The 2,307-nt window shown below is 74.6% G+C and carries 2 protein-coding genes and 1 pseudogene; all 3 read left to right on the forward strand.

From position 1 onward, the window contains the following. Positions 1-15: 15 nt before the first annotated feature. A pseudogene (locus tag JNW89_RS35125) lies at positions 16-255 on the forward strand (acyl-CoA dehydrogenase family protein); the annotation flags it as partial. A 141-nt stretch (positions 256-396) separates the two neighbouring features. Beyond that, positions 397-1,464 carry a type III polyketide synthase gene (locus tag JNW89_RS35130; RefSeq protein ID WP_238452302.1) on the forward strand — a complete coding sequence of 356 codons (1,068 nt, stop codon included), beginning with the start codon at positions 397-399 and terminating at the stop codon, positions 1,462-1,464. Positions 1,465-1,473: 9 nt separating this feature from the next. Continuing rightward, complete coding sequence (locus JNW89_RS35135; RefSeq protein WP_238452303.1) at positions 1,474-2,100, forward strand: hypothetical protein; 627 nt, start codon at positions 1,474-1,476, stop codon at positions 2,098-2,100. The last annotated feature ends 207 nt before the right edge of the window (positions 2,101-2,307 follow it).

The raw sequence follows: 2,307 nt of genomic DNA on the forward strand, positions 1-2,307 counted from the left end.
CGGTGACGCTGAGACAACCGATGGGTCTGGCGGGCCAAGCTGCTCGCCGGCACGACCGCGGCCGACGTGGCGGCGTCCGTGCTCGAGGCGGCCGGCACGTCGGCGACCAGACGGGGCCACCCGCTGGAGCGGCTCTACCGGGACGCCCGCTGCGGGTCGCTGCACCCCGCGACCTCGGACGTCTGCGCGGACTGGCTCGGCATCGCGGCGTTGGGCGGGGACCCGGATCGCGACGGATCGACCCCTCGTTGGTGAGGGCGAGGAGTTCGCCGGGGTTGCGAGCCCCGCAGCCCGAACGGAAGGCGACAGGGTGAGGGTGCGGAGTTCGGTGGGGGTGGTCGTTCCTGGGGCGGGGGCGGTCGCCGGGCGTGCAGTCGTGGACGAGAGGTGGGGGACATGGCCGTACCAGTGATCGCGGGACTCGGTACGGCGCAGCCGCCGGGCGCCGCTCAGGACGAGCTCTGGGAGGGCTTCTTCTCCCGGCACTTCTCCGGCACCACCCGGTCGCTCGCCGAGCGGATCTTCGCCAACTCCGGGGTGACCCGCCGGCAGGCGGCGGTCAACCCGCTGCTGGAGGACGTCTCCGAGTGGCCGACCGAGCGCCGGATGCGTCGCTACCAGGTGGAGGCGCTGCCGCTGGGCAAGGAGGCGGTGGGTCGGGCGTTGACCTCGGCCGGTCTCGCCGCCGTCGACGTCGGGCTCTTCGTGGTCTGCTCCTGCACCGGGTACGCCACGCCGGGGCTGGACATCCTGCTCGCCCGGGACCTGGGCATGGCCCCCGACACGCAGCGCATGTTCGTCGGGCACATGGGCTGCTACGCGGCGCTGCCCGGGCTCGGCGCGGCGGCCGACTTCGTCACCGCGCGGGGGCGCCCGGCGCTGCTGCTCTGCGCCGAGCTGACCAGCCTGCACATCCAGCCGGTCAGCGCGCGGATGGACACCCAGCAGATCGTCTCGCACGCGCTCTTCTCCGACGCCGCGGTCGCCGCGGTGGTGGTCCCCGGCGCGGCCGGCGCGGGATCGTCCGGCGGGTACGCGCTGCGCGAGGTCACCTCGGTCACCGACACCTCCACCGCCGACCACATGACCTGGGACGTCACCGACACCGGTTTCCGGATGGGCCTGTCGCCGAAGGTCCCGCAGGTGCTCTCCACGCACGTTCGGGGGCTGGTGGACGACCTGCTGGCCCGGCACGGCACGGGCATCGCCGAGGTGGACGGCTGGGCGGTGCACCCGGGCGGCCCGCGCATCCTCAACGTGGTGGAGCGCGAGCTGGCGCTGCCGCCGGAGGCCCTCGCCGCCTCCCGGGCGACGCTGGACGAGCACGGCAACTGTTCGTCCCCGACGGTGCTGCTGATCCTGGACCGGCTGGTGCGGGCTGCCGTGCCGCCGCGGCGGATCGTCATGCTGGCCTTCGGGCCGGGCCTCACCCTCTACGCCGCCCTGCTGGACCGCCGCGGTTAGGCTCGCCGGATGGACGAGGGGGCCGACGATCGGCTGCGCACCGGACTGCTGGCGGTGGCCGCCCTGCTCGCTGTGGCGGCGGGCGGAGCCTGGTGGTGGGCCAACGAGCCGGTCACCGGTCCACACGGGGTGGTGGTGGGCGCGAGCGCGGCATCGCGCGGCGTCGTCCCGTCCCGATCCCCGGAGACCCTCGACGAGGTGCTGGCCGCGAACCCCGGCACGGCCGTCCGGGTCCACATCGACGCCGAGACCGGTCGCGTGATCGAGGCGACGCAGCTGCCGGGCGAGGCCGGCGAACTGGCGCTGCCCGGGTTCACCGACACCCTCTGGCGGGAGCACCTGACGTTGACCCCGGGCGAGGAACCGGTACGCCGGGAGTCGCTGGTCGACGGGGCGCGGCAGTTGTTGCAGTACCGCTGCACCGGCTCGGGCGACCTGCTGATCTCGATCATCCGGGGCCCCAACATGGACACGTCCCGGACCACCTGCGACGGTCAGTTGGGTGAGCTCGAGCTGCCCGAACCGATGGAGCCGGGGGACTCCCCGCCGGAGCAGCCGCTGCTCAACCGAGTCGAGTTCTCCGCCGTCGGTCCGCAGCCGGTGCGGGTGGAGGCGCAGCTCGTCGCCCTGCCCTGATCGGCTGCCCGGTCCCGTCTCGGGCGGCGTTGGCCGAGGGGGTCCGGGGCCGCGAGGCACGCGCCGCGACGGGTCAGCGGACCAGTCGGGCGAGGTCGGCGCGGTAGTCGCCGGCGATGGCCAGGTCGGGGATCACCCGCTGGACCGTGCCGGAGCGGTCGACCAGCAGCGCGGCGGCGGTGCCGGGGCGAGGACCGAGGTGCAGCG

Source organism: Micromonospora sp. 4G55 (assembly GCF_016803375.1).

Coding starts and splice junctions, on each gene's coding strand:
- JNW89_RS35130 (WP_238452302.1), top strand. CDS start 397: ATGGCCGTACCAGTGATCGCGGGACTCGGTACGGCGCAGCCGCCGGGC.
- JNW89_RS35135 (WP_238452303.1), top strand. CDS start 1,474: ATGGACGAGGGGGCCGACGATCGGCTGCGCACCGGACTGCTGGCGGTG.